Here is a 25,026-nt window from a genome sequence, read left to right on the forward strand (position 1 = left end):
AAGTCCTCGGCCGTTGGAGAAATTTGTGCTCAACCAAGAACCTGTGGGAGCTGGCTTGCCAGCGATGAACGATGACGCGGTTTCGGCTCAGAACTCCAATGTGCTGGACAAGGAGATCTGCCGCGAATCCCCCATCGACACAAAGAACCGGCTCGCCGCCGAGGTGTAGTAAGTACGGTCAAACAGGTTCTTCACATTGAGCTGAAACTTGACCTTCTGCCCTTCCACTTGGGTGTCGTAAGTGGCAAACGCATCGGCCACGGTGTAGCTCGGCAGATCGAAATCATTCACCGCATTGCCCGCCCGCTCGCCGACATAGCGCGCCCGGGCACCGACTCGCAGTTGATCGCCGCCGATCACGCTGCCGAAGTCATACACCGCCGACAATGAGCCGCTGTTCTTCGCCACGTTCTGCAAACGCTTGCCCTTGTAGGTCGGGTCTTCGGTGACTTCGGCATCGGTATAGGCATAGTTGCCGATCAGGCTCCAGCGTTCACTCAGTTGACCGGTCATATCGACTTCCAGACCACGCGAACGCACTTCACCCGCAGCGCTGTAAATCGTCGTCGGGCCTTCGGAGTTGGCCACCAGCACGTTGCGTTTCTTGATGTCGAACAGCGCGATGTTACCGGTGATGCGCCCCGGCATGTCCAGCCGCGCACCCAGTTCCCAGGACTTGGCTTGTTCCGGCGCGATGCTGCCGTCGAGCACGGTGCTGCTACCGCTCAACGGGGCAATGGTCGAGTTGGGTTTGAACGATTCGGTGTAGCTGCCGTAGAACGACAGCTCATCGGTGTAGCGATACACCAGGCCCGCGCGCGGCACCCACTTCTGCCCATTGGTGTCGGTGTTGGCCTTGAACGGCACGCCTTTGCCGGCGTACTGGTCGTACTCCTGGAAGCGTCCGCCGGCGACCAGAATCCACTGGTCGTTGAGGTGAATCGAATCCTGCAGGAACACCGAATCGCTGCGCAGCAGATCGGTCTGTGCACTGTCCGCCGGGCTGACCGTGGTGCCTTCGACTTCGCGACCATACACCGGGTTGATGTAGCTGAAGCTCGTCAGGCTTTTCTGCCGGATCAGGTCAGCGCGGTAGATCTTGCGGTACTCGTCGTCAACGCCGAACACCAGATCGTGTTGCATGCCCAGCACGTTGACCTTGCCTTCGAGGCTGGCGGTGGTGAAACGGTCGGTGGTGATCGCGCCGTGGGTGCCGTCCATGCTGCGGGTCAGCGTGCCTTTTTTGGTGTCGATAGCGGTCACGCGGACCTGGCTGGCGTCGTAGGTTTCGCGGTTCCAGCTGTAGCCGAAGTGGGCTTTCCAGTCGTCGTTGAGTTCGTGGTCGGCCTCGAAGTGATACAAGTCCGAACGCCCTTCCATGTCGTTGAACGGCTCGTCGAGACGCTCCTTGCGTGAGATGTCCAGCGGATGGTTGGTGCGCGGATCGATCAACGTGCCACGGTCGAACGGGGTGAGAAATTCCCGGTGTTCGTAGGCGAACAGCAGTTTGGTGCGCTCGCCGTACCAGGCCAGCGATGGCGCGATCAACGTTTCACGGTGGGTGCCGTAGTTGCGCCAGTAATCTTCGTCGACGTGATCCACCACCATGCGATAGGCCAGCCCGGAATCGCCCAGCGCGCCGGTGCTGTCGAAGGTGCCGCCGCTGCCGTTCTTGCCGTCGCCGTAGGTCGAACCGGTGAAAGTCAGTGCGTTGTACTGCTCAAGTTCGGGCTTCTTGCTGACCAGGTTGACCACGCCGCCCGGGTCCTGAATCCCGTACAGCAAGGACGCCGGGCCTTTGAGCACTTCGACGCGATCGACCGTGGCGTTCATGCCCCGGCCCTGCATGATCGGCATGCCGTCGCGCATGATCGAGCCATTGCGGTTGTCGCCGAAACCGCGCGTCATCACCGAATCCTGAGTGCTGCCCAAAGTGTTGCCTTGGGTGATGCCGCTGACGTTGGCCAACGCATCGTCGAGATTGCGCGGCGCCTGATCGCGGATCACTTGCGCCGGGATGACGTTGACGGTCTGCGGGATCTCTTGAAGCGAGGCCGATGAACGCATCACCGAACTGGTTGGCGGCGGCTGATAACTCATCGACTCGTCGCGCATCGAGGTGATGGTGGTGGCGCCAAGGTTCAGCGCACCGGCAGTGGGTTGCGGCTCCAGCGCCAGCGTGTGGCTGTCGGTGCGACGGAAGTTCAGGCCGGAACCGCTGAGCAGGCGTTGCAGCGCTTGTTCGGCGCTCATCTGGCCGTTCACGGCGGGTGCGGTGAGTCCGTACGGCGCTTCATCGGTGTAAACCACGCTTTGCCCGGTGACACGGCTGAAGTCGCTCAGAGCCTGGGGCAGCGGTTTGGCGGCCAGGGAGAAGTTGAATTGCTGTTGCGCCTGACTGCTGACGGTTTCGGCGGCGAGCGCCAGGCTCATTGGCAGCAAGGCCAATGCCGAAAAGCTCAACGCTTGAACGCCCAACCACTGTTTGACCGAACCCGATTTTGCCCTGGACTTCATTGCTCAATGACCTGTGTAGAACCGCAACGGATGCGAATGACTCGCAGTTTCAGTCACTACACGGATGGGGCTCGGGTTTACCTCACCAACATTTGCAAATTATTTTTTGTGGTGTTCGATCCGGCGCCATCGCGAGCAGGCTCACTCCTACAGGGGAACGCATTCCAAATGTAGGAGTGAGCCTGCTCGCGATGGCTTTAGCCGCCTCAACGCAAAATGATCAGATGCCCCAGTACCTGATGCTGCTCAAACCCCAGCACCCCTTGTAGAGAGTTGAGAACAGCCTGCGGATCCCTGCTGGGGAAACTGCCGCTGACCTTGCGCGCCGCCAGCTCTTCGTTGAGCAAAACAATTCGCCCCGGGTAATAGCGGCGCAGATCCGCCACCACCTCCGCCAGCGTGGTTTTGTAGTAAGTCAGCCAGCCCTGACGCCAGGCCAGTTGTGCCTCGCTGTCCACCGCGTGGAGTTTCTGCGCCGAGCCCGCACCGTAGGCGACCTGCTGACCCGCCGTGAGAATCTGCTGCGCTGCGTCGCGATCCGCTGCCACACCGACCCGTCCGGACAACACCGTGACCTGCGCGCCGTGAGGTTGCAGACGCACCTCGAATTGCGTCCCGAGCACCCGCGCCTGGCCCTTCTCGGCCTCGACCACAAACGGCTCACCCGTGTGGGTCACGCTGAAAAATCCGGCGCCACGACGCAACTGCACATGGCGCTCGCCATGGCTGAAATCCACCGCGATGGCGCTGTCGGCATCCAGCGTGACTTGCGACTGGTCGGCCAGGGTTACGGTGCGAATCTCGCCGGGCGCCGAAACATAATCGGCGCCAAGGTCATCGAGCCAGCGCTGCGGCTGCCACCCTGTGCCGAGGCTGACCATCAGCAACAGACACGCCGCCATCGCCAGCGCACCGGACCAACGCAGCAGCTGCGGACGACGCGGGCGATCCATCGTCTCGAGATAGCCCTGCAACGCCAGCGCCTCTTCGTCGGCCAGCGTTTTCGCCGGCCCTTCGCTCAACTCCCAGACCACTTGTGCCTGTGCATAAGCCTCGGCGTGAGCCGGGTCGGCGCGCAGCCATTGGCTGAAGGTGAGTTGATCGCCAGCGCTGGGCCGGTCATGCAACAGGCTCAGCCAGGCAAATGCCGCCTGTTCCTGGGCGGGCGTCGGGATGACGCGGTCGGAGTGATTCACGGTGCTTTCCCTGGCGTGCGTGGCGCGGGTTCGCGCAGGCTGGCCTTGCAGGCCTCGAGGGCGCGCATCATATGTTTTTCCACGGCGCTTTGGGACAGGCCCATGGCTTTGGCGATGTCCGCGTACTTGCGGCCGTGAATGCGATTGAGCAAAAAAATCTGCCGGGTGCGCTCGGGCAAGGCGCGCAACGCCGCTTCGACATGGCGCAGATCGTTGCCGGCTTCCAGCGCTGCTTGCGGTTCGCTGCCGTGGCTGTGCGGCTCTTCCGGTTGCCAACCTTCATTGACGCGCACCCGCGTGCCTTCGCTGCGCAAATGGTCGATGGCGATGTTGCCGGCACACCGCAACAAGTAGGTGCTGAGTTCTTCAACCTGCACCAACGGTCGGCGCCAGAAGCGCAGAAACAAGTCCTGCACCAGATCTGCCGCCGTCGCCCGGCAGCCGACGCGCCGGTTCACCAGCGCTTCCATTTGTGAACGCTGGGACAGGAACACCTGAAGAAAATGCGCACGTGCCCCGCGCGGCTCGTCGTCGCGGGATTCCGGCGGCAGACCGATCAGCACCTCAGCACTGCGCCCATGCAGCGACCGGACTGGCCAGCAGGCTGACTCCCGCCAGTGCCAAAGCCAGACGCGGGCGATACGGCAGCAACAGCACCAACGTCAGTGCACTGAGCATCAGTACCGCGAACCAGTCGACCAGACCGAAACTCCAGCCGTTGCTCGACACTGCCGCCCACAGCGACAAGGCCAGCAATAACCACCCGCTGAGTTGCAAGCCCTGACGGCGGCGAGCCGAGGCTTTGTGACCGAGCAATTCATCGTGGTGCCGAGGCATCGACAAACACAGCGCGGTAAACCCGGCGTAGCAAAGCAACAGGGCCAGCAGCATCAATTCGCTCCCTGTTCAAGCGTGACCGGCCGAGCCGTTTCGCGACGTGGCTTTTTCACGCTGACGGCATTGCTGGCGCGCTGCATTTTCCATGCGGCCCACGCCAGGAACAGACCTGCTCCGAGGCACGTCAGATCGAACCCGGCCAGCACCCAGTCACCCTGCGCAAGCGTTACGCCGAGATTCCACGGTGTGGTCAGCGCATTGATCAGCGGCACGGCGATAAACAGCAACGCCCCCAGCCCAAGCTGTTCGACCCAGGCCTTGCGTCCGCGACGCATCAGCGCATGCAAAAGACTCAACCCCCAGGCAATAAAGAACGCATTCACTTCCCAATCGGCCCGCCCCGCCAGCGCCACCGGCAACAGCCGATTGGCCAGGAAGAACACCGCCACCGCTGACACCAGTCCGGCCATGCTGGCAATGTTCAGCACTTCCACCAGCCGCAGTTCGAACGGCATCACACCACTCTTGGCGTGTTTGAGTTGACGCTTGCCGAGCCAGATCACCAGCCCGGTGCCGATCATGGCCGTGCCGGCCAGACCACAAATGAAATACAGCCAGCGCAGCACCGGCCCGGCGAAATGGCCCATGTGCAGACCGTAGAACGTGCCGCCCACCGCCATCGCCACAGGTTGATCCGGTGTGCTGCCGAGCATCTGCCCGGTGACGCCGTTGAAGGTCACCGCGCTGCCGAAATCGTGCACCACACGATCACCGGCGCGGGACAGCACCACTGAGGCATTTTCATCACCCGGGTTGTTCACCGACAGCCGCTTGGTGTTGCCGCCCGACCATTGCTCACTGGCCTTGGCCAACAGCGGCGCCATGGGTGCCAGAGGTGCGGAAACGCCGGCCCGCTCCGGCGTCTTCGAGGCCGGGAAAACCTCATCGTAAAACGCCCGCACATCACCGCCGTAGGACGCCAGAATGCTCGCCGGCATGACCATCGACATGAAAATGACCAGGCTGCTGTAGGTGATCATCAAGTGAAACGGCAGCACCAGCACACCCACGGCGTTATGCCCGTCAAGCCAGGAACGCTGGCCCTTGCGCGGGCGGAAGGTGAAGAAGTCCTTGAAGATTTTCTTGTGGGTGATGATCCCGGTGATCAGCGCGACGAACATCACCATCGCGGCGATTGTCGCCAGCCAGCGCCCCCACGGATAAGGCATTTGCAGCTGGAAATGGAAGCGATAGAAAAACTCGCCGCCCAGGCTTTCGCGGCCCTGCACCTCGGCACCGGTCTGCGCATCGAGGGTTTTCGATTCAAAGCGACCGCGCTCGCCGGGTTTCGCCGGCGCCTGCTGCCAGCGCACGGTCAGGCCGGGGTCGCGGGCATCGGGCAAGTCGATCAGCCAGCGCGAAGCACCGGCGGCATGCTGTTGAAGATAATCCTGCGCCAGGGCAAGGCTCGCCTCGCTATTGATCGCTCGCGCGGGAATTTCCGGGCGCATCCAGTGGCTGGTTTCGTCATTGAAATAGGCTAGGGTGCCGGTCAGAAAAATCGCGAACAGCAACCAGCCGAAGACCAGCCCGACCCAGGTGTGCAGCCAGGCCATGGCCTGGCGAAAACCCTCTTTCATGCGTACCCCAACCCACGGGCCGCGCCGGAGATGGTCGCCAGAATCACACTCGGCACCAGCAAACCGACCCATGCCGACCACGCCGTGCGGCAGGCAAAACACCACAGCACGGCGACCAGATAAACCAGAAAGGAAACGGTCATGCCGGTCACCACCGCTTCGGCGCGGTTCAACGGCAGCCACATCGTCAGGGTGACACTGGCCAGCGCGGCAACCAGATAGCCGCCAAATACCGCTGCCATCACCCGCGAGGTGACGGCCAGACGATAGGACATGGGAAGTGTGGCGAGTTTGGCTTTCATGTTTCGACCCTGAAACGAAAATCGTCCGGCCAACAAGCCGAACCAACAGGCGAGCGATATTAATGATAAATATTCTCATACGCAAAAGCATCTGATTGCCGGACGCCGTGCTTGCGCCCTACAATGCGAACCATTCTTGTTCTCTAACGCATGTTTTCTCCGCATATTGTTGCGCCCGGAGTCATCCCGTTGCCGTCCGCCCATCCCGTCGAATCGCTTTATCAAGCCCACCACAGCTGGCTGACCGGCTGGTTGCGGCGCAAGCTCGGCTGCCCGGACAGCGCGGCGGACCTGGCGCAGGACATCTTCATCAAGGTGCTGACCGCACGCGAACCAGCGGTGATCATCGAACCTCGCGCCTTTCTCACCACGCTCGCCAAGCGAGTCCTGTTCAATCACTACCGCCGTCAGGATCTGGAACGCGCCTACCTCGACACCCTCGCGCAGATGCCGGAAATGCTCGCGCCATCGGAAGAGGACAAAGCGATCATCCTGCAAACCCTGATAGAGCTCGATCAGTTGCTCGACGGTTTACCGCGCCTGGTCAAGCGCGCCTTCTTGCTGGCGCAGGTCGATGGCCTGAGCTATCCACAGATCGCCGCCGAACTGGGCATTTCGGTGGCAACGGTCAAACGTCATCTGAACAAAGCGGCGATGCGCTGCTATTTCGCCCTATGAACCGCGTCGCGGATTTTTCTGCGCAAGTGGCCGAACAGGCCGTGCACTGGCTGATGGAAATGCAGCAAGGCAAGCTTTCCCCGCGTCGACAACTGGCGTGGCAACAATGGCTGGAGGCACACAGCGAACATCGCCGGGCGTGGGAACACATTCAGCGGGTCAACCAGCGCTTGCGCGGTGTGGCCTCACCGCTGGCGCACGCGGCATTGAACGGGCCGAAGTCCGGCAGTCGCCGTCAGGCGCTGAAACTGTTGCTGATTCTGGGTGGCGGTTCGGCCGTCACCTGGGGCATGCGCGAACACAATCCGCTGCCGTCGCTGCTCGCCGATTACCGCAGCCCGGTGGGTCAGCGACGCAAGATTGCGTTGTGTGCGGGCGATCAATTGCAGCTCAATACTTCAAGTGCGGCGGATGTCGATGGCGCACAACGACTGATCCGCTTGCTCGAAGGCGAAATCCTCCTGACCGCATCGCAATCGTTCGAAGTGCGGACTGCACAAGGCATTCTGAAAACCCGGGACGCGCGCCTCAACGTGCGTCAGTTTGTTGATCGCACGCAGGTCGCGTTGTTTGAGGGTCGGGTCGAACTGACGGCCAACGGACGCGCACCGATGCTGCTGCCTGTCGCCCGCCAACTGAGTTTCACCTCCGCCGCTGTCAGCGACGCCCGACCGCTGGACGCCAACAGCGGCGCCTGGGCCGATGGCATGCTGGTCGCGGCGCATATGCGGCTGGGCGACTTCCTCGATGAGCTGGGGCGCTATCGTCGCGGCCAACTCGGTTGCGACAACAAGGTGGCGGACTTGCTGATCTCCGGGACGTATCCACTGGACGACAGCGAGCGGATTCTGGATCTGCTGGAAATCAGCTTGCCGGTGAAAGTGAAGCGCTTTACCCGCTACTGGGTCAGCGTAGAAGCCAAGGCTTGAAATGAACCTGTGGCGAGGGAGCTTGCTCCCGCTGGACTGCGCAACAGGCCCGTCCTTTAAAAGCGTGAACCGCTTCGCGCCCAGCGAGACGGTGCGACAAGCTCACTGCCACAAAAGCAGTTCTTCAAAAAATATTTGTAATGCGTGAGCCGTTTTTCAGATCTGGCGTGACAGAGAAGGAAAGCCCCCTTTGATTCAACCTTCTCAGGATCCTCCACCATGCACCCCACCCGCCTCACGCCACTGGCCCGCAGCCTGCGCAACCTTATCCTCGGCGCCAGCCTGAGTTTCGGCGCCCTGCCCGCTGCAGTGGCGGCCGACACCCAGGCCTATCACATCGCGCCATCAGCGCTGGAAAACGCCCTCAATCAGTTTGGCCGTGAAGCCGGGGTGCTGATTTCGTTCGGCTCGCAAGTGACCAGCGGCGTACAAAGCCGTGGCCTGGAAGGCAACTACACGATTGAACAAGGTCTCAACGCATTGCTCGAAGGCACCGGCCTGCAAGCTCGCGCCGAGGGCAACAACGCTTTCAGCCTGCAACCGGCGGGTGACACAGCGCTTGAGCTGGACACCTCGAAAGTGGTCGGCGACTGGCTCGGCGATGCGCAGCAAATCAACGTGTTCGAACACCCCGGCGCTCGCGACGTGATCCGTCGTGAAGAATTCGAACGCCAGGGCGCCACCCAGGCGCGTGATGTGCTCAACCGCATTCCCGGTGTAAACGCCCCGGAAAACAACGGCACCGGCAGCCACGACATGGCGCTGAACTTCGGTATTCGCGGGCTCAATCCGCGCCTGGCGGCACGCTCAACGGTGTTGATGGACGGCATTCCGGTTCCATTCGCCCCTTACGGCCAGCCGCAACTTTCTTTCGCGCCGATCAGCATGGGCAACATGGACGCTGTGGACGTGGTGCGTGGTGGCGGCGCGGTGCGCTACGGCCCGCAGAACGTCGGCGGCGTGGTCAACTTCGTGACCCGGGCGATTCCCGACGAACCGACCGTCAAGGGTGGTTTCCAGACGGAAACCAGTCCCTCGTCGAGCCATGACGGCTTCAAGACCAGCGCCAATCTGCTTGCCGGTGGCACCAACGAGAACGGACTGGGTGGCGCGCTGTTGTATTCCGGCACCCGTGGCGGCGACTGGCGTGAGCACAGCGACACCGAAATCGACGACCTGATCCTCAAGGGCAAATACCAGCTCGACGAGGCCAACAGTTTCAACGCCATGGCCCAGTATTACGAAGGTAAGGCCGACATGCCCGGCGGTTTGAACGTTGCCGATTACGATGCCGATCCGTATCAGTCCACGCGTCCGAAAGACCAGTTCTGGGGCCGTCGCACGATGTTCAACTTCGGCTATCGATACCAGGAAGATCGCCGCGAATTCACCGCCAATACCTTCTTCACCAAAACCCTGCGCAGCGGTTATCTGGATCAGGGCACGTTCCTGTCGCTGTCACCGCGCGAATATTGGGTTCGCGGTCTGGAAACCCGTTTCGCCCAAGGCTTTGACCTCGGCTCGACCAGCCATGAAGTCGGCGTCGGCTACCGCTACATCAACGAGGCCGGCCACGAGTTGCGCTATCGCACGCCGATCAGCAGCAATGAATACCCGACCACCAGTAGCCGCAACGACCGCGATACACGCGGCGGCACCGAGGCCAACGCGTTCTTCGTCGACGACCGCATCGACATCGGCAAATGGACGATCACCCCGGGCGTGCGCTACGAGATGATCGAGTCGCAACAGACCAACAACCTGACCAACGTCAAATACAAGGGTGACTACAACACCGCACTGCCGGCGTTGAACGTGCTTTATCACCTGACCGACAGCTGGAATCTGTACGCCAACACCGAAGGCTCCTTCGGCAGCGTGCAATACAGCCAGATGCCCAACCGCGTGAGCAGTGGCGAAGTGAAACCGGAGAAGGCCCGCACCTGGGAACTCGGCACTCGCTACGACAACGGCGCGTTGCGCGCAGAGATTGGCGCGTTCCTGATCAACTTCGACAATCAGTACGAAAGCAACCAGACCAACGATTCGGTGATCGCCCGTGGCGAAACCCGTCATCAGGGCATTGAGACCAGTGTCAATTACGCCCTCGATGACTTGAGCCCGGCGCTGGCCGGTTTCGATGTCTACGCCTCTTACGCCTACGTCGACGCGACCATCCGTGAAGACGGGCCGAATAAAGGCAACCGCGTGCCGTTCTCTTCGAAGCACAAAGGCACTATTGGCGTTGGCTACACAGAGGGACCCTGGAAGTTGAATCTGGACAGCAGCTTCCAGAGCGACCAGTTCGCCGACAATGCCAATACCTCGAAAGAAAGCGCTGACGGCAGTACCGGCAAGATCCCCGGTTACATGCTGTTCAGCAGCCGCGCCGGGTATGACTTCGGCCCGCAGTTGTCGGATCTGAATGTGGCGGTGGGGGTGAAGAACATCTTCAACACCCAGTATTTCACCCGCTCGTTTGATGACAACAACAAGGGCAAGTATGTAGGTGAGCCGCGAACGGTTTATGTGCAGACATCGGTTGCGTTCTGAGGTTTGAAAAACCCCTCACCCTAACCCTCTCCCCGAGGGAGAGGGGACTGATTGGGGGATGCTTGAGAAATATACCGACCTGAAAGTACTGAGCGGAATCCAGAATCGACTCGGTCTTTCAGGTCGACGCATCTCTTCAGACACCTCGGTCGCCCCCCTCTCCCACCGGGAGAGGGCTGGGGTGAGGGGCTGCTTTCTCATGCCATACCCAAATACCATCCAGCCACACGAACAAAAACGGGCCTGCTTGCGCAGGCCCGTTCTCATTGGGTGGCTTATGGAATCAGCGGATCAACTGTTGATCGCTGCCTGTTCATTCTCCAGAAATTCTTCCTCCAGCAGCGCGTCGTTCGCCTTGCTGGTAAATGGCACAATGGCGGCACGGGGTTTGCCCCGCAGTTTGCCAAACAAGTGCTCCAGTGCGTGCTCCAGTTTTTCGGCTGCACCGTCGATCGCCTGTTCCAGCGAATCGGCCTTGTGGGTCACGGAAATCGGTTGATGGCCTTTTGGCCGCGCTTCCAGTTGGCAGCGCATGTCATGGGGACCTGGCTTGTCACCGTTCTCGTCGCTCAGATGGACTTCGACACGGGTCAGGTCTTCTTCATAACGTTCGAGCGTGCTCTCAATGGTTGTACGTACCCACTCCTCCAGTCGTTGACTACTTTGAATATGGTTATCGCTGTTGACTTGGATTTGCATAGTTCATCCCTTATTTCAGCTAGCTCGCGAGAGGCCGTAAACATATTTTCCTGACCTCTTGGTTACAACAATCGGCCCGACAGCCAAACATTTCAACCCCTGAAAAAAGATAAATATTCATTCGCAAAAAAAGCCGGACAACCAAGCAAGTCACTGGTAAGGTCGGGAGTTGGGTCGCCTCGCAACCCTGCAAAATTTGCTCACAATTGCCCGTCATTCAACGGGTGCAAACTGCGAAAAATCCCCGCTTCCTCCACCAGCCAGTCATGCACCGCCCGCACGCCCGGATGGCTCAACGCCCCCGGCGCATAGAGCAGAACGTAACGTTTGTGGTTGGGCACCGACAGCCCGAACGGCACAATCAAGGTGCCCCGCTCCAGCTCATCGTTGAGCAACGTGCGCCGCGCGATCGCCACGCCCATGCCGGCAATCGCCGCTTCGATGGTCAGGTGATTGCGATTGAAGGTGTGCCCGCGCCGTACGTCGGCGCCTTCGAAGCCGATGGCGTTGAGATAGAACTCCCACTCTGCGTATTCGTAACTGCCACGCCAGGCGGTGATGTCGTGCAACAACGGGAAATGCACCAGATCCGCCGGCCCGTGCAGCGGTGGCCGCCCGCGTAACAGGCTCGGCGCGCACACCGGGAAAATCTGCTCATCAAGCAAGGCTGTGGATAACAGTCCCGGATAGCTGCCGTCGTTCAGATCGATCGCCAGGTCAAAGTCGCCCTCGTGCAACGGCACGCTGCTGTCCTCGGCCACCAGGCGCAACTGGATGTCCGGGTAGCGCTGTTGCAGGCGTGGCAGACGCGGGGTCAGCCATTTACTGAGGAACGATGGGATCGAACGCACCCGCAAAATCCCGCTGATCATTCCGGCATCGAGCCGACGCAATTCCGCGTCAATGCTGCCGTACGCCTCATTGACCGTAATCGCTAGCCGCTGGCCTTCAGCGCTCAGCTCCACACCGCGTGCGCGCCGATGAAACAGGCGAAAGCCAAGGCGCTCCTCCAATTGGCGGATCTGCTGACTGACCGCCCCCGGGGTGATGTGCAGTTCCTCGGCGCAACGGGTGAACGACAAGTGCCGCGCGGCACAGGAAAACACCTGCAGCCAGACGTAGGTCTGTGCATGCAATTGACGACTCATTGTTTAGTCCTGCTAAAGGCTTACTTAGGAAATTTCGTTAGTCACGTTGAAGCGAGGTAGGCAGTATCGCCGACATTGCGCTTGTCCTACAAAAAATGGCGGCGATTCCCACTCCATTGCTTGTAAGGCTTTAGCATGGCTATCAGTGTTTTCGATTTATTCAAGGTCGGCATCGGTCCGTCCAGTTCCCACACCGTTGGCCCGATGCGCGCCGCCGCGACCTTCGCACAGGCGCTGATCGACCAGCATTTGCTGCTCGACGTGAAGCGTGTGGAAATCCGCTTGTACGGTTCGCTATCAGCCACCGGCGTCGGCCATGCCACCGACCGCGCCACGGTCATGGGGCTGATGGGCGAATGGCCGGACAGCATCGATCCGTCGACCATCGACCCGCGAATTCAGCAACTGCGCGAAACCGGTCTGCTGTCTCTGGCCGGGCAAAGAGAGATTGCCTTCGACTGGCAGCACGATCTCCTGCTGCTCGACGAGAGCCTGCCCTACCACCCCAACGCCATGTCGCTGACAGCCTTCGGCGAATTGGCCGAGCTGTTCACGCAAACGTACTACTCGATCGGCGGCGGTTTCATCATTGAAGCGGCGGAAGCCGAGTCTGGCGTGTCCCCGGCCGGCGACGTCGAGTTGCCTTACGATTTCTCCAGCGCCGCCGAGCTGCTGTCGCTGTGCAAACAGCACAATCTGCGGGTGTCCGAGCTGATGATGGCCAACGAGCGGGCCTGGCGCAGCGACGATGAAATCCGTAAAGGTTTGCTGCACATCTGGTCGGTAATGCGCGAGTGTGTCGAGCAAGGCCTGCGCCATGAAGGCATCCTGCCCGGCGGTCTGAATGTGCCGCGCCGTGCGGCGAAATTGCACCGCAGTCTGTTGGAAATCGGCAAACCGAATGTCATCAGCTCGACGCTGTCGGCGATGGAGTGGGTGAACCTGTTCGCCCTCGCCGTCAACGAAGAAAATGCCGCGGGCGGGCGCATGGTTACTGCGCCGACCAACGGCGCCGCCGGGATCATTCCGGCGGTGCTGCACTACTACATGAAATTCAACCCGGACGCGTCTGACGATGACGTCGTCGCCTTCTTCATGGGCGCGGCGGCGGTCGGCATTCTGTGTAAGAAAAATGCCTCGATCTCCGGCGCCGAAGTCGGCTGCCAGGGCGAGGTCGGTTCGGCATGTGCCATGGCCGCTGCGGGCCTGGCCGAAGTGCTTGGCGCCACCCCGGAGCAATTGGAAAACGCCGCCGAAATCGGCCTGGAACATAATCTCGGCCTGACCTGCGACCCGGTCGGCGGTCTGGTGCAGGTGCCGTGCATCGAGCGCAACGCCATTGCCGCCGTGAAAGCGATCAACGCCACGCAAATGGCGCTGCGCGGCGACGGCAACCACTTCATTTCCCTCGACCGGGTGATCCGCACCATGCGCGATACCGGTGCCGACATGCACGACAAATACAAAGAGACTTCACGAGGCGGCCTGGCAGTGAGCTGGGTGGAGTGCTGAGGAGCACTCCCTGACCGTCCGCAACACGTGAGCCCGAGCAAAAATAATAACGAGGCGATACCGATGACCGATGTACGTACACCTGCTGCCGAAAATCCCGCTGTAGACCTCACAGGCAAAACAGAAACCGCCCACAAGGGCTGGAGCAAATTCGACACCACCTGGATGCTTGGCCTGTATGGCACCGCCATCGGTGCCGGCACCCTGTTCCTGCCGATCAACGCTGGCGTCGGTGGTTTCTGGCCGCTGCTGATTCTCGCCGTGCTGGCGTTCCCGATGACGTTTTTTGCCCACCGTGGCCTGACCCGATTCGTGCTGTCCGGGCGTTCCGGGGACATCACCGAAGTGGTCGAAGAACACTTCGGCATCGGTGCCGGCAAACTGATCACGCTGCTGTATTTCTTCGCGATCTTCCCGATCCTGCTGGTGTACAGCGTGGCGTTGACCAACACCTTGAGCAGCTTCCTCGAACACCAGTTGCACATTGCCCCGCCACCCCGGGCGATCCTGTCGCTGGCGTTGATTCTGGGTCTGATGGCCATTGTGCGCTGCGGCCAGAGCGTCATCGTCAAAGCCATGAGCGTGCTGGTTTATCCGTTTGTCGCGGCGTTGCTGCTGCTCGCAATCAGCCTGATCCCGAACTGGAACGGCGCATTCTTTGCCAGTGCTCAAGAGGCCGTGCCGATGTCGGTGTTCCTCAAGACATTGTGGCTGGCGATCCCGGTGATGGTGTTCTCGTTCAACCATTCGCCGATCATCTCGGCGTTCGCGGTTGACCAGAAGCAGCGCTACGGCGCGCAGGCCGAACGCAAGAGCAGCGGCATCCTCGCCATGGCCCACGGCATGATGGTGGTGACGGTAATGTTCTTCTGCTTCAGTTGCGTGCTGGCGCTGTCGCCAGCGGATCTCGCGGCGGCCAAGGCACAGAACATTTCGATCCTGTCGTACCTGGCCAACCACTTCCAGACCCCGGTCATCGCTTACGCAGCGCCGTTGATTGCGCTGGTGGCGATCACCAAGTCCTTCCTCGGCCACTACATCGGCGCCAGCGAAGGTTTCCAGGGCATGATCGTGAAGAGCCTGCGCAGTCGCGGTCGAGTGATGTCGGCGAGCTGGCTCAATCGTGCCACCGCGCTGTTCATGATCCTCAGTTGCTGGGTTGTGGCGACATTCAACCCAAGCATCCTCGGCATGATCGAAAACCTCGGTGGCCCGGTGATTGCCTGCCTGTTGTTCCTGATGCCGATGTACGCCATCCGCCGTGTGCCAGCCTTGCGCCAGTATTCGGGTCAGGCCTCCAACGTGTTTGTCGTGCTGATCGGCCTGATTGCACTGTCAGCGATCATCTTCTCGGTCGTGCCCTGAAACGGCCCGTAAATGAACAAGGCGAGCCATGGGCTCGCCTTGTTTTTGTCCGGTTTCGTTGTTCGACAATTTTCCCGGCATGTCCCTTGCTACATCCCCTGTAGGAGTTGTCGCAGGTTCGGCAGCTCCTACATGAAGCAACGATACAGACCACGGAATGGCCGATGATCCGGTTTGGCGAACCAACCCGATCCCGGCCGGTCAACAACTGCACGTTCAATCAGGCGGTGACGCATCATGGACAATCCTTTTCAGATCATTACCGATGCCTTTGCGCCGGACTATCAGATCAACCTGAGTATTCAGGGCCTGGACGGCAGCATCATGCTGACCCTGTCCAACGGCGGCCGGATCGTGGCCAAACGGATGATCAGCGCTGAACAGCGCAACGATCCCAAACGCCTCAAACTGCTGGTGCAGAGCATTCAGTTCGGTATCGCCATCGAGCAGGGCCACAGTGCCATGGCGATTCTCGAAGCAATGACCAGCGGCGACGGAATTACCCCGCCACCGCCGCTGCTAAAAGGCCAGCCACGGCAAGTGGCCGGGCTTTAGAGTTCGCCCTTTTCCACCTCAGGATGCTCACCGGACCCCGTACCGATCTTGCGTTGCGGGTGTTCGATCTTCACCGAAGGAAATTGCGACGAGGCATAACGCACCACCAGAATCGACACCGCCAGCAGCAGAATTCCGCCGCACAGGTAGATGATGCCCATGTCCGGCGGGTTGTGGTGCGAGACGTTGGAAATGAGCAGGCGCGTAAGCGCGGTGATCGCCACGTAAATCAGGAAGCGCACCGGCATGTGGTTGGTCTTGAAATAAATCCCGACCATTGCGCCCAGTTCCAGATAGATGAACAGCAAAAGAATGTCATCGATCTTGATGTGGCCTTCCTCGAGCATCCCGAGAAACTCCATCACCGCCGCCCACGCCGTGACCGCACCGATGGCGAACAGCGCCAGATAGTGGAAGGTCTCGACGAACAGGTTACCCAGGGACTCGGCCAGTTGATGCACGTTTTGCCGCAATTTCTCGGCCCAGTTTATTTTCACGATGAAGTTCCTTAGCCCGATTCGAGCGGATGATGCGTGTTGGACGTGACGGTTTTTCTGCACGTTTGCAGTTTCATGCAGAAAAGAGGCCACGCCATCATGGCGAGCTGCCGCAAAACCCGCGCCGTGGCGTTTGGTCGCACCGCATGCGGCCAACGTCCGACGAGGCTGACAAACTTCAAATCCGGTCTACATTGAAAAGCCGCTACCCAAAGCGCAGGGATTCGCTTATCCTTTTCGCTGTATATAGATACAGTAGTCGCAAAGACAACTAAATGTGAAGGCATGTGAGGTGGTGAATGGCCGTCGAAGTGGTATACCGCAGCAGCCGAGATCTGGAGCGCTTGTTCATGGATAAAGCCGAAGCTGACCGTCATGACAAAATGCTCGAACTGGCCGAGATGCTGTCCGAAGTGTTGCAAAAAGCCGTGCCGTCGCTGAACGAGCAGCAGGTTGAAGAAGTCGGGATCTACATGGCGAAGAATCGCGATGTATTTGCCAAGGCGTTCAAGAGCCAGCCTGACGCACTGTCGGAGCTGATCAATGCCCCGGCAGAGCCAGTGGCTGACGTTGCTGATGCGCAAGAAACGGCTGAAGCGCCGGTCAAACCTGCAAAAGCGGCGAAAGCTGCAAAGTAATCACTGACCCATTAAAAGATCGCAGCCTGCGGCAGCTCCTACATTGGAATACGTTTTCCCTGTAGGAGCTGCCGCAGGCTGCGATCTTTTACGTTTCAGCGATACAAAACCTTTTCCGCCAACTCATCCGCCACCCGCGCCGGCGAACGTTTCTCCGCCTGCGCATGGGCGAATACCTCGGTCAGCCGCGAACTGATTTTCGAGAGGTGTGCAGTTATCGTGGGCAATTCCTCGCCACGATGTTTCAGCGAGACATAAATCAGTCCCCCCGCATTGATCACATAGTCCGGCGCATAAAGAATGCCACGCCGCTCCAGCTGATCGGCGACATCCAGATGCGTCAGCTGATTATTGGCCGACCCGGCCACTGCCGAGCAACGCAGTTGCGTGACCGTGTGACTGTTGAGCACCCCACCCAATCCACACGGCGCGAGAATGTCACACGGCGTGCTGAGCAACGCATCGTTGGCGATCGGGTGCGCATTGAGCTGTTCCATTGCCAGTTGCACCTTGCCGTGGTCGATGTCGCTGACCAGCAATTCAGCCCCGGCTGCATGCAGTTGCTCGGCCAGCGCGTAACCGACATTACCCAGACCCTGGATCGCCACGCGCAAGCCTTCCAGATTGTCGCTGCCCAACCGCGCCATCGCCGTGGCGCGAATTCCGGTGAACACGCCCATGGCCGCATGCGGCGCGGGATCCCCCGCCGAGGTGGTGCTGGTGACGTGCCGGGTTTGCTGGGCAATGCAGTCCATGTCCGCCACCGAGGTGCCGCTGTCGATGGCGGTGATGTAGCGGCCGTCGAGCTGATCGATGCAACGGCCGAAGGCTTCGAACAGCGCGCCGCGATTTTCCACATGCACCGGGCGCACGATCACCGCGACGCCACCGCCCTGCGGCAGGCCCGCCAGCGCGGCTTTGTAGCTCATGCCCTGAGCGAGGCGAATCGCGTCTTCAACCGCCGATTCATCATTGGGATAGGCAAGATAACGACATCCGCCCAGGGCTGGCCCGAGACGACTGTTGTGGATGGCAATGACCGCCTTCAACCCGGAAACCGGGTCGACGCTAAGGTGCAGCGATTCCAGGCGAGTGCTTTGCATGAGCGCAAACATCGTTGGGCTCCCGAATCACTTCTTGTAGAACGCCAGTATAGGCTTGCGCCTGAAAATTGCTGGAGCGCACCGGAATAAGCACAACAGCTGACAACCGCTTTGCGGCATAACCCAGGACGCGCATAACCACGCACTGGACGAATGGCGCGGACGGGGCTAAAACGAGGCATTCCCCGGAGATTGTGATGAGTCCGCGCCAACGTTTTTTCGACTGTCTGCACCGTTCGCCGCCCGCGCTGTTGGAAGCCGCGCTGTGGATGGCTGCCGAGCACGAAAAAGCGCTCGATCCCGAGACGCCGCTGCAAGAGTTCAAGGAGCTGCAACAACGGGTCAGTTACGGCTTGCCGATGCTTCCGGTCAGCGAACTGGCGCAGCCATTGTTGCGACGCATGACGGATCTGGGTTTTGCCCAGGATGACTTTCTGCCGCTACGTCCGCAGGCAGCCCTGCTGCATAAAGTGTTGCAGACCCGGCGTGGTCAGCCGTTGACGTTGGCGCTGATTGCCCTGGAGCTGGCGCGCGGTCTGGAGATTCCACTGGTCGGCGTCAACTTCCCCGGGCATTTCCTGCTGCGCGTGCCCGGAGCCGATCACTTGCTCGACCCTTGCGGTGGTCGACGCCTGTATCCCAATGACTGTCGCGAACTGCTGCAACGCCAGTACGGGCCGAACATGAAGCTCAACGCCGAGCATTTGCTGACGGCGACGCCGGTGCAGATGCTGCAGCGCCTGTCGCGCAACTTGCGTCAGTTGCACCTGACCCACGATGACTTCATCGCCGCGTTGATCGACGCCGAGCGCGTGCTCGAACTGGGCAATGCCGGCGCTGCCGATTACCTCGCCCGCGCCAGTCTGTATCAACGGCTCGACTGCCCGAACGCCGAGCGTTTCGATCTGGAACATGCCTTGTTGCTCAGTGACGATCCGATCCAGCGACTGCGCCTGACCGAGCGCCTCGGCCATCTCCCGCCCAACTCTGTCGTCCACTGAAACGATTTTTGTAGGAGTGAGCCTGCTCGCGATAGCGGTGGGTCAGTCGGATCATTAATAACTGACACACCCTCATCGCGAGCAGGCGACGCGGTCTTTCAGTTACACCGTGTTATCGCTCTTCGCGAGCAGGCTCGCTCCCACATTGGATATGCGTGTGTCATTGGGCGAACGCACCTGAATGATCAGCAGTGCAGCAATCACCGCCGGAATCGCGCAGAAGAAAAAAATCTGCTCCACCGGAATATGCATCGCCAGCAGCAGACTGCCAAATAGCGGCCCGAGAATCGAACCGAATCGCCCCACACCCAGCGCCCAGCCAGTGCCCGTGGCACGAACGTGCGCAGGGTAGAAATTACTCGCGAACGCATTCAGCGTCAGTTGCCCGCCGATGATGCAGAACCCTGCGGCGAACACGCAGGCCACCAGATAACGCGGATTGTCGTGATTGAGCCCCAGCAGGATCGTGCACAGCGCCGCGCCCGCCAGAACACCGGACAACAGTCGAACTTTGCGCTTCAAGCGGTCGGCGAACCAGGCCATGCAGATTGCACCCAAGGTACCGGCGAACAGGAACATCGACGTCACCAGATTGGCCTCGTTGAGTTTCAGGCCACTCTCCAGCAGCAGCGTCGGCAGCCAGCTGATCATGAAGTACAGCAGAATCAGGCTGACAAAGAACGTCGCCCAGATCAGCAGAGTCGGCCGTGCGTAACCGTTGCGGAACAACTCGACCACGGTCAGCTTGCTGCCCTGCTCCCGCTGGTTTTGCCCGATGGACGCCGCCGGCGGTTGCCAGTCCGGCAGCATCCGCGCAGTTACCTTACGCAGACGCACATACGGCGGTGCATCGCGCAACAAACGCGGCAAGGATTCCGGCAACATCCACCAAAGGAATGGAAACAGCAGCAACGGCGTGACGCCACCGGCGAGGAACACCGCTTGCCAGCCGAACTGGTCGATGAACCCGGCCGCGACAAACCCACCCGCCGCGCCGCCAAACGAGAAACCGCATGCGGCCAGCGTCACCATCAATGTACGCAGGCGCGGCGGCGAGTACTCCGACATCAACGCCATGGCGCTGGGCATCGCGCCGCCCATACCAATTCCGCAGATGAAGCGCGCGATCATCAGCGTATTCAACGAGTCAGCGAACACCATGAGGACGGTGAGGGTGGCGTAGATCAGTACGCAGGCAAGCAGAATCCGGCGCACGCCGAAACGGTCTGCCAGTGGCGTGACAGCGAGGGAGCCAAGGGTAAGACCGAGCAGGTTGGCGCTGAACACCGGACCGAACGCAGATTTCTCCAGTCCCCAATCCTGCGCCAGCGCTGGCACCACGTAGCCAAGCACCTGGGCGTCGTAACCGTCGGTGACCAGCAGCAAGGCGAGCAGGATCAAGAGCAACCACTGATAGCGGGACACAGGACGGGCGTCGAGTGCCGCCCGGAAGCTGGCAATCTGGTTGTGCATCGCAAGGTACCTGTTTTGTTTTTATGATTTTTTGGTTGAAGCTGGCATTACCCCCTGTGGGAGCGGGCTTGCCCGCGATGGCGCCAGTGCACCCGACATAGAGTTGACTGATAAATCGCTATCGCGGGCAAGCCCGCTCCCACAGTTTTTTGGTTGGAGCTTAAGGTGTATCGGGTTGGTTGGCCGGGTGGGCCTTGATAAAGGCTGGATGCTCGGCAGCCAGCGCAGCAACCCGGCGAATCCGCGGATAAGCCTCCAGCGAAACATTGAATCGCTCGGCCGCATACAACTGCGGGATCAGGTAGACGTCAGCCACACACGGCCACTCGCCGAAACAGAAACCACTGTCGCCAATCAACTGCTCCACCGTGGCCAGCCCTTGAGCAATCCAGTGACTGATCCACTCCACCACCTGCGGCTCTTCGTGCCCCAACTGACGCAACCGATTGAGCACGCTGACGTTGTGCAGCGGATGCACATCGCAGCCGATCACCGCCGCCACGCCACGCACATGGGCGCGAGCGGCGAGATCATCCGGCAACAGCGGCTGCTGTGGATAACGCTCTTCCAGGTACTCGATGATCGCCGGTGACTGGATCAGTAATTCGCCTTCATCTGTGCGCAAGGCCGGCACGCGGCCCTGTGGATTGATCGCCAGATACGCCGCTTGCCGATGCTCACCGCCGGACGGCGCGATCAGATTGACCGGCAGCGCCTGATAGTCGAGGCCCTTGAGTGCCAGCGCGATCCGCACCCGATACGACGAGGTCGAACGGTAATAGGTATAGAGATCCATGAGCCGCTCCTGTCAGCGTGCCGCCAAGACTTTACCGCGGCATTCGCCGAAGCCGATGGAAGCAAAACCGTCACGGGCGCAACGGGCGCGCAGGATGATTTCGTCACCGTCCTCAAGGAATTTGCGCACTTCGCCGGACGCCAGTTCGATCGGCTTTTTGCCGCCCTCGGTGATTTCCAGCAGACTGCCGAACTGACCGCTTTCAGGGCCGGACAACGTGCCCGAACCAAACAGATCACCGGCCTGCAACTGGCAACCGTTGACGCTGTGGTGCGCGACCATTTGCGCAACGGTCCAGTACATGTGGCGGGTGTTGCTCAGGGTCAGGCGATGGGCTGGCAGATTCTGTTCGCGCATGCGTTCGGTGAGCAGCAGCACCTCCAGTTCGATGTCGAACGCACCGCCCTCCTGATCGCGCTTGTCGAACAGATACGGCAGTGGTTGTGGATCACCTTCAGGACGCGCGGGTTGCGCGGTGCGGAATGGCGCCAGCGCCTCAGCGGTGACGACCCACGGCGAAACGCTGGTGATAAAACTTTTCGACAGGAACGGACCCAGCGGCTGGTATTCCCAGGCCTGGATATCGCGGGCGGACCAGTCGTTGAGCAGACAGAAACCGGCGATGTGCTCGGCGGCATCGCCAATTGCAATCGACTCGCCCATCTCGTTGCCCTGACCGATCCAGATGCCCAGTTCCAGTTCATAGTCCAGACGTGCGCAGGGGCCGAAAGTCGGCTCCGTCGCGCCCGCCGGCAAGGTTTGGCCTTTCGGACGGCGCACGTCGGTGCCGGAGGCGCGCACGGTGGAGGCGCGGCCGTGGTAGCCAATCGGTACGTGTTTGTAGTTCGGCAGCAACGGGTTGTCCGGACGGAACAGTTTGCCGACGTTCTGCGCGTGCTCGATGCCGACGTAGAAGTCGGTGTAATCGCTGATGCGCGCCGGCAGCTGCATCTGGCAATCGGCGGCCAGTGGCAGCAGTTTCGCGCCCTGGGCTTCGATGTTGCCGCGATGGGTGCTGCCTTCGCTGAACAATTCCAGCAGGCGCTCGCGCAAGGCCACCCGCGCTTCGCGACCGAGTTCGAAGAACGCGTTCAACTGGCCGCCGTGCATGGCTTCGACCGCGCTGCGTGCGGCGCCGTCGAACAATCCGGCCTCAAGCGCCACTTGCAGATCGAAGATGTGTTCGCCGATTGCCACACCGGCGCGCGGTGCCGAACCGTTGATGCTGAACACGCCCAGCGGCAGGTTCTGCAACGGGAAGTCGGCGTGGCCATTGGCCGAGACAACCCAACTGCGGTTGATGGAATTCTGAGTCATGGGTTATCTCCGGGTCGGGTCGAACGTGGCGGGCAGCGTGGCCCAACAGGCGTCGTAATTGGGTTGCAGTTGTGGGCATTCGAGGGCGAAGCGGCTGGGGCGCAACACTTGGCTGGTCTCGAACATGAAGGCCATGGTGTTGTCGATCTTCGCCGGTGCAAGCGCGGCGTTGATCGCTTTGGTGCAAGTCTCGCCATCCGGACCGTGGGCGCTCATGCAGCTGTGCAGGGAGGCACCGCCGGGCACGAAGCCTTCGGCCTTGGCGTCGTACTCGCCCTGGATCAGGCCCATGAATTCGTTCATCAGGTTGCGGTGGAACCACGGTGGACGGAAAGTGTTCTCGGCGACCATCCAGCGTGGCGGGAAGATCACGAAATCCAGGTTGGCCAGCCCGTGCACACTGGTCGGTGAAGTCAGAACCGTGAAGATCGACGGGTCCGGATGATCGAAGCTGACCGTGCCGATGGTGTTGAACCGGCGCAGGTCGTATTTGTACGGAACGTTGTTGCCATGCCAGGCGACCACGTTCAGCGGCGAATGATTGAGCTCGGTGCCCCACAACTGGCCGAGGAATTTCTGCACCAGCGTGGTCGGTTGTTGCAGGTTTTCGTAGGCGGCGACCGGGGTCAGGAAGTCGCGCGGGTTGGCTAGGCCATTGCTGCCGATCGGCCCCAGGTCGGGCAGGCGCAGCGGCGCACCGTGGTTCTCGGCGATGTAGCCACGAGCCTGCGGATCAAGCAATTGGACGCGGAATTTCAGACCGCGAGGCAGCACGACGATTTCCAGCGGCGCGACGTCCAGCACGCCCAGCTCGGTGGCAATACGCAAGCGCCCCAGTTGCGGCACCAGCAGCAGTTCGCCATCGGCGTTGAAGAAAACGCGTTCCATCGAACGGTTGGCGGCGTAGTGATAGATGCTGATCCCGGCGGGCTTATCGGCCCCCGAGTTGGCCGCCATGCTCACCAGACCGTCGATGAAATCGGTCGGCTCGCTCGGCATGTCCAGCGCGTTCCAGCGCAGGCGGTTGGGGGTCACTTCACCCAACGGACCACCGGCCAGTTGCCGCTCCAGTTTGACGAATGCCGGGTGATTGGCCGACGGTTGTATCCGGTACATCCAGGTACGCCGCGCTTCACTGCGGGTCATGGTGAATGCAGTGCCGGAGAACAATTCGGTGTAGAGGCCGTACGGGGCTTTTTGCGGGGAGTTCTGGCCGACGGGCAGCGCGCCGGGCAACGCTTCAGTGCTGAATTCGTTGCCGAAACCGGACTGATAGGCCAGCGACAACGCGGTTGAATCGAGGTTCATGGAGCCTCCTGAACAGGGAGTCGGCAGTGGCCCATCGCTCTGGCTCAGAGGTTTCGGCACGCCGGGGTTGTTATTATCGTAATTCGATTACGCATAACGTAATTTGCTCGCTATCCAGCGTCAAGCTATAAAGACGCCCATTCGTTTTCGGATCCCGGCAGCCTCATGGAAAAAACCAGCGACAGTAACGGCAAACAGAAAGTGCGCTCCGCCGAAGTCGGCACCGACATCCTTAAGGCTTTGGCCGAATTGTCGCCTTCCACTTCGCTGTCACGTCTGGCCGAACATGTACAGATGCCGGCGAGCAAAGTGCATCGCTATTTGCAGGCGTTGATCGCCTCGGGGTTTGCCGAGCAAAACACCGCCACCAACCATTACGGCCTCGGCCGTGAGGCGCTGCGCGTGGGCCTGGCCGCCCTCAACAGTATGGACGTGCTGAAAGTCGCTGCCCTGCCGCTGTCCGAATTGCGCGACGAACTCAACGAAACCTGTTTTCTGGCGGTGTGGGGCAATCAGGGTGCAACCGTTGTGCACATCGAACCGGCGGTGCGCGCGGTGACGGTGGTGACGCAATTGGGCTCGGTGTTGCCGTTGCTCAGCTCCTCGACCGGACTGGTGTTCAGTGCCTACCTGCCGCATCGGGAAACCGACGAATTACGTGAGCAGGAAATCGCTGCCGCCAATCACCCGTTGGCCGATGAAAAGGCTTACGCCATCTTGTGTGAACAGATTCGCGAACGCGGTCTGCATCATGTGCATGGTTTGCTGATGCCGGGGGTGGATGCCTTGTCGGCACCCGTGTTCAACGCGGTGGGGCAAGTTGCAGCGGTGCTGACCATCGTCGGCCCGACTTCGTTGTTCCACGCCGACGAAAACGGCCCGGCGGCGCAGCGTTTGCTGGCTGCGACGCGGGCCGTGAGTTGGCGGATGGGATTCGAGACGCCTGCCCCCTGAAAGGATAG

General features: G+C 60.6%; 22 protein-coding genes and 1 pseudogene. 9 read left to right on the forward strand and 14 right to left on the reverse strand.

The window, feature by feature from the left end; translation table 11 throughout:
• Positions 1-87 precede the first annotated feature (87 nt).
• The 6 genes from ACIONG_RS16830 to ACIONG_RS16855 form a co-directional block, all read right to left on the reverse strand.
• Complete coding sequence (locus tag ACIONG_RS16830; RefSeq protein ID WP_401301176.1) at positions 88-2,517, reverse strand: TonB-dependent siderophore receptor; 2,430 nt, start codon at positions 2,515-2,517, stop codon at positions 88-90.
• A 206-nt stretch (positions 2,518-2,723) separates the two neighbouring features.
• Positions 2,724-3,713, reverse strand: a complete 990-nt coding sequence (locus tag ACIONG_RS16835; RefSeq protein WP_401301179.1) for a FecR family protein — start codon at positions 3,711-3,713, stop codon at positions 2,724-2,726.
• Entirely contained in the window at positions 3,710-4,276 is a 567-nt protein-coding gene (locus ACIONG_RS16840; protein WP_213027609.1) for an RNA polymerase sigma factor, read from the reverse strand. Before ACIONG_RS16840 ends, ACIONG_RS16835 begins: the two co-directional genes overlap by 4 nt.
• Position 4,277: 1 nt before the next feature.
• Positions 4,278-4,604: a DUF3325 domain-containing protein gene (locus ACIONG_RS16845; RefSeq protein ID WP_103305171.1), complete on the reverse strand. Its 327-nt coding sequence runs from the start codon at positions 4,602-4,604 to the stop codon at positions 4,278-4,280.
• Positions 4,604-6,190, reverse strand: coding sequence for a PepSY-associated TM helix domain-containing protein (locus tag ACIONG_RS16850; RefSeq protein ID WP_401301183.1), 1,587 nt, complete (start codon positions 6,188-6,190; stop codon positions 4,604-4,606). Before ACIONG_RS16850 ends, ACIONG_RS16845 begins: the two co-directional genes overlap by 1 nt.
• Entirely contained in the window at positions 6,187-6,492 is a 306-nt protein-coding gene (locus ACIONG_RS16855) for a DUF3649 domain-containing protein (protein ID WP_401301186.1), read from the reverse strand. The genes ACIONG_RS16850 and ACIONG_RS16855 overlap by 4 nt, the downstream gene beginning before the upstream one ends.
• Positions 6,493-6,681: 189 nt before the next feature.
• On the opposite strand from ACIONG_RS16855, the gene ACIONG_RS16860 reads away from it, so the two are divergent.
• From ACIONG_RS16860 to fecA, 3 genes are all read left to right on the forward strand, one after another.
• Entirely contained in the window at positions 6,682-7,170 is a 489-nt protein-coding gene (locus tag ACIONG_RS16860; RefSeq protein ID WP_401301189.1) for a sigma-70 family RNA polymerase sigma factor, read from the forward strand.
• Entirely contained in the window at positions 7,167-8,099 is a 933-nt protein-coding gene (locus ACIONG_RS16865) for a DUF4880 domain-containing protein (RefSeq protein ID WP_401301192.1), read from the forward strand. Before ACIONG_RS16860 ends, ACIONG_RS16865 begins: the two co-directional genes overlap by 4 nt.
• Positions 8,100-8,318: 219 nt before the next feature.
• Complete coding sequence (gene fecA / locus ACIONG_RS16870) at positions 8,319-10,652, forward strand: TonB-dependent Fe(3+) dicitrate receptor FecA (protein WP_401301195.1); 2,334 nt, start codon at positions 8,319-8,321, stop codon at positions 10,650-10,652.
• Between the two features lie 291 nt (positions 10,653-10,943).
• On the opposite strand, the gene ACIONG_RS16875 is transcribed toward fecA, so the two are convergent.
• Positions 10,944-11,351 carry an HPF/RaiA family ribosome-associated protein gene (locus ACIONG_RS16875; RefSeq protein WP_103305165.1) on the reverse strand — a complete coding sequence of 136 codons (408 nt, stop codon included), beginning with the start codon at positions 11,349-11,351 and terminating at the stop codon, positions 10,944-10,946.
• 200 nt (positions 11,352-11,551) lie between these two features.
• Positions 11,552-12,499 carry a LysR substrate-binding domain-containing protein gene (locus ACIONG_RS16880; RefSeq protein ID WP_007914183.1) on the reverse strand — a complete coding sequence of 316 codons (948 nt, stop codon included), beginning with the start codon at positions 12,497-12,499 and terminating at the stop codon, positions 11,552-11,554.
• A 135-nt stretch (positions 12,500-12,634) separates the two neighbouring features.
• Here ACIONG_RS16880 and ACIONG_RS16885 point away from each other — a divergent pair, with 135 nt between their 5' ends.
• From ACIONG_RS16885 to ACIONG_RS16895, 3 genes are all read left to right on the forward strand, one after another.
• Positions 12,635-14,011 (forward strand): L-serine ammonia-lyase, encoded by a 1,377-nt coding sequence (locus tag ACIONG_RS16885; protein WP_401301199.1) that lies wholly within the window; start codon positions 12,635-12,637, stop codon positions 14,009-14,011.
• A gap of 63 nt (positions 14,012-14,074) precedes the next feature.
• Positions 14,075-15,376, forward strand: a complete 1,302-nt coding sequence (locus ACIONG_RS16890) for a serine/threonine transporter (protein ID WP_401301202.1) — start codon at positions 14,075-14,077, stop codon at positions 15,374-15,376.
• A 237-nt stretch (positions 15,377-15,613) separates the two neighbouring features.
• The gene (locus ACIONG_RS16895) at positions 15,614-15,931 is read left to right on the forward strand and encodes a DUF3509 domain-containing protein (RefSeq protein WP_401301205.1); all 318 of its coding nucleotides are present in this window, start codon (positions 15,614-15,616) and stop codon (positions 15,929-15,931) included.
• On the opposite strand, the gene ACIONG_RS16900 is transcribed toward ACIONG_RS16895, so the two are convergent.
• The gene (locus ACIONG_RS16900) at positions 15,928-16,428 is read right to left on the reverse strand and encodes a phosphate-starvation-inducible protein PsiE (RefSeq protein ID WP_103305161.1); all 501 of its coding nucleotides are present in this window, start codon (positions 16,426-16,428) and stop codon (positions 15,928-15,930) included. The genes ACIONG_RS16895 and ACIONG_RS16900 overlap by 4 nt on opposite strands.
• A 299-nt stretch (positions 16,429-16,727) precedes the next feature.
• On the opposite strand from ACIONG_RS16900, the pseudogene ACIONG_RS16905 reads away from it, so the two are divergent.
• A pseudogene (locus ACIONG_RS16905) lies at positions 16,728-16,982 on the forward strand (YebG family protein); the annotation flags it as partial.
• A gap of 179 nt (positions 16,983-17,161) precedes the next feature.
• Here the strand turns inward: ACIONG_RS16905 and ACIONG_RS16910 are convergent.
• The gene (locus ACIONG_RS16910; RefSeq protein ID WP_213027599.1) at positions 17,162-18,181 is read right to left on the reverse strand and encodes a Glu/Leu/Phe/Val dehydrogenase; all 1,020 of its coding nucleotides are present in this window, start codon (positions 18,179-18,181) and stop codon (positions 17,162-17,164) included.
• A 185-nt stretch (positions 18,182-18,366) separates the two neighbouring features.
• Here ACIONG_RS16910 and ACIONG_RS16915 point away from each other — a divergent pair, with 185 nt between their 5' ends.
• Positions 18,367-19,170, forward strand: a complete 804-nt coding sequence (locus tag ACIONG_RS16915) for a SirB1 family protein (protein WP_401301209.1) — start codon at positions 18,367-18,369, stop codon at positions 19,168-19,170.
• A gap of 102 nt (positions 19,171-19,272) precedes the next feature.
• Here ACIONG_RS16915 and ACIONG_RS16920 read toward each other — a convergent pair whose 3' ends face one another.
• The 4 genes from ACIONG_RS16920 to hmgA all read right to left on the reverse strand — a co-directional run bounded on the left by ACIONG_RS16920 (position 19,273) and on the right by hmgA (position 24,064).
• Positions 19,273-20,643, reverse strand: a complete 1,371-nt coding sequence (locus ACIONG_RS16920) for an MFS transporter (RefSeq protein ID WP_401301212.1) — start codon at positions 20,641-20,643, stop codon at positions 19,273-19,275.
• A 160-nt stretch (positions 20,644-20,803) separates the two neighbouring features.
• Complete coding sequence (gene maiA, locus ACIONG_RS16925) at positions 20,804-21,439, reverse strand: maleylacetoacetate isomerase (protein ID WP_213027596.1); 636 nt, start codon at positions 21,437-21,439, stop codon at positions 20,804-20,806.
• A 12-nt stretch (positions 21,440-21,451) separates the two neighbouring features.
• On the reverse strand, positions 21,452-22,756 hold the full coding sequence (fahA, locus tag ACIONG_RS16930; RefSeq protein WP_401301216.1) for a fumarylacetoacetase: 1,305 nt from the start codon (positions 22,754-22,756) through the stop codon (positions 21,452-21,454).
• 3 nt (positions 22,757-22,759) lie between these two features.
• The gene (gene hmgA, locus ACIONG_RS16935; protein WP_315446881.1) at positions 22,760-24,064 is read right to left on the reverse strand and encodes a homogentisate 1,2-dioxygenase; all 1,305 of its coding nucleotides are present in this window, start codon (positions 24,062-24,064) and stop codon (positions 22,760-22,762) included.
• A gap of 165 nt (positions 24,065-24,229) precedes the next feature.
• Between hmgA and ACIONG_RS16940 the strand changes: the two genes are divergently transcribed.
• Positions 24,230-25,018, forward strand: a complete 789-nt coding sequence (locus ACIONG_RS16940; RefSeq protein ID WP_213027593.1) for an IclR family transcriptional regulator — start codon at positions 24,230-24,232, stop codon at positions 25,016-25,018.
• Positions 25,019-25,026: the final 8 nt, after the last annotated feature.

Source organism: Pseudomonas sp. NPDC087817, from assembly GCF_044742875.1.
Classification (GTDB): domain Bacteria; phylum Pseudomonadota; class Gammaproteobacteria; order Pseudomonadales; family Pseudomonadaceae; genus Aquipseudomonas.

Bases quoted from the DNA above. Each gene is read 5' to 3' on its own strand.
- ACIONG_RS16845 (WP_103305171.1), bottom strand. From the start codon at position 4,604: ATGCTGCTGGCCCTGTTGCTTTGCTACGCCGGGTTTACCGCGCTGTGT.
- ACIONG_RS16830 (WP_401301176.1), bottom strand. From the start codon at position 2,517: ATGAAGTCCAGGGCAAAATCGGGTTCGGTCAAACAGTGGTTGGGCGTT.
- maiA (WP_213027596.1), bottom strand. From the start codon at position 21,439: ATGGATCTCTATACCTATTACCGTTCGACCTCGTCGTATCGGGTGCGG.
- fecA (WP_401301195.1), top strand. From the start codon at position 8,319: ATGCACCCCACCCGCCTCACGCCACTGGCCCGCAGCCTGCGCAACCTT.
- hmgA (WP_315446881.1), bottom strand. From the start codon at position 24,064: ATGAACCTCGATTCAACCGCGTTGTCGCTGGCCTATCAGTCCGGTTTC.
- ACIONG_RS16920 (WP_401301212.1), bottom strand. From the start codon at position 20,643: ATGCACAACCAGATTGCCAGCTTCCGGGCGGCACTCGACGCCCGTCCT.
- ACIONG_RS16890 (WP_401301202.1), top strand. From the start codon at position 14,075: ATGACCGATGTACGTACACCTGCTGCCGAAAATCCCGCTGTAGACCTC.
- ACIONG_RS16940 (WP_213027593.1), top strand. From the start codon at position 24,230: ATGGAAAAAACCAGCGACAGTAACGGCAAACAGAAAGTGCGCTCCGCC.
- ACIONG_RS16875 (WP_103305165.1), bottom strand. From the start codon at position 11,351: ATGCAAATCCAAGTCAACAGCGATAACCATATTCAAAGTAGTCAACGA.
- ACIONG_RS16855 (WP_401301186.1), bottom strand. From the start codon at position 6,492: ATGAAAGCCAAACTCGCCACACTTCCCATGTCCTATCGTCTGGCCGTC.
- ACIONG_RS16885 (WP_401301199.1), top strand. From the start codon at position 12,635: ATGGCTATCAGTGTTTTCGATTTATTCAAGGTCGGCATCGGTCCGTCC.
- ACIONG_RS16865 (WP_401301192.1), top strand. From the start codon at position 7,167: ATGAACCGCGTCGCGGATTTTTCTGCGCAAGTGGCCGAACAGGCCGTG.
- fahA (WP_401301216.1), bottom strand. From the start codon at position 22,756: ATGACTCAGAATTCCATCAACCGCAGTTGGGTTGTCTCGGCCAATGGC.
- ACIONG_RS16880 (WP_007914183.1), bottom strand. From the start codon at position 12,499: ATGAGTCGTCAATTGCATGCACAGACCTACGTCTGGCTGCAGGTGTTT.
- ACIONG_RS16910 (WP_213027599.1), bottom strand. From the start codon at position 18,181: ATGTTTGCGCTCATGCAAAGCACTCGCCTGGAATCGCTGCACCTTAGC.
- ACIONG_RS16850 (WP_401301183.1), bottom strand. From the start codon at position 6,190: ATGAAAGAGGGTTTTCGCCAGGCCATGGCCTGGCTGCACACCTGGGTC.
- ACIONG_RS16895 (WP_401301205.1), top strand. From the start codon at position 15,614: ATGGACAATCCTTTTCAGATCATTACCGATGCCTTTGCGCCGGACTAT.
- ACIONG_RS16915 (WP_401301209.1), top strand. From the start codon at position 18,367: ATGAGTCCGCGCCAACGTTTTTTCGACTGTCTGCACCGTTCGCCGCCC.